Below are 955 nucleotides of genomic sequence, written 5' to 3'. Positions count from 1 at the left end.
GAGCAGGACCTCGACGACGCTCGCGTTGTGCAACTCCAGGCAGTCGCTCATGAGTTGTTTGAACTCGAGATCTACCGGATGCTGCGAGGTTGCGAAAGCCACGCTTGAGGCGGCGAGATCGGGACCGCTCGTGTAGATCAGCAAAGCCGCCCCCGAGCTGGATCGATCCAGGCCGACCACTTCAGCGTTGATGGCCTCTGCCCGCAAGACCTGTTCGAGGTCATCGCGGCGAGCGTCCAAACGCTGAATCCACGAAGTTAGTCGTGCCTCAGTTCCTGGAATGACGGGTATACGAATCAGCTGTCTCTGCACTTCACTCGTTCCTTGGGTTTGGCGCGCTGAGAGGGGCGTCGTCCTCATGTCGTCCTCTGCATTCCAGTTCGGAAGTCCGGAAGGACATGGAAACTCCTTGATGCACGCTTAGTAGATCCGTTGTCGCGTCTCAGCGGCCGGCGTGTCTGAAGGCATTCACCCAATGGTAGGGCTGCACGTCGCGCAAGGACTTGCTTTCCCAACAGGTCGGATCATCGGAAGCCGGCACGGCCACCTGCACATCCGGCCCCCAGTGGAAGAGCCGCTCCTGACAGATGCCGCAAGGAGTCAGCACCAACGTGGGTGAATCGCCGCCGAGTCTGGAGACGCAGACCGAGGCGACGATTGCCTTGCCCAGCTTCTCCGCTTCGCATATCGCACCTGCTTCGGCGCAGAGCATTGCGCTGCCCCACTTCGGCTCGAAGAAGACGCTGGTGAGGATGTCGCCATCGGCCGTCAGCATTGCGGCTGCGATGCCTTCCTGGCCTGGAAAGCGGGTGTTCAGCAGCGCGACGGCAGCGTCGACGAGTGTCTGATCGACAAGCATTGCGGGTCAGGGCCGCAGCCGCGCGCCGGGGCGCCGGTGCTCAGCCGCAGATTTGCGTTGTGTGGTCAAGGCCCGCGCCAGCGCAGCTTGGCCGCT

At 62.2% G+C, this 955-nt stretch carries 2 protein-coding genes; both read right to left on the bottom strand.

The genetic code is table 11. The features are described from left to right. Positions 1–360 (bottom strand): DUF6176 family protein (locus AC01FP_RS17890; RefSeq protein ID WP_474482130.1); only part of this gene is annotated, 360 nt, incomplete at its 3' end. A gap of 82 nt (positions 361–442) precedes the next feature. Then, positions 443–859, bottom strand: a complete 417-nt coding sequence (locus AC01FP_RS17885; protein ID WP_474482129.1) for a cytidine deaminase — start codon at positions 857–859, stop codon at positions 443–445. Positions 860–955: the final 96 nt, after the last annotated feature.

The sequence above is a fragment of the Cyanobium sp. NIVA-CYA 375 genome, from assembly GCF_056108345.1.
This window is presented reverse-complemented; position numbering and strand designations above follow the sequence as displayed.

What these genes read in the sequence shown, in the direction of transcription:
- AC01FP_RS17885 (WP_474482129.1), bottom strand. Translation starts at nt 859, where the DNA reads ATGCTTGTCGATCAGACACTCGTCGACGCTGCCGTCGCGCTGCTGAAC.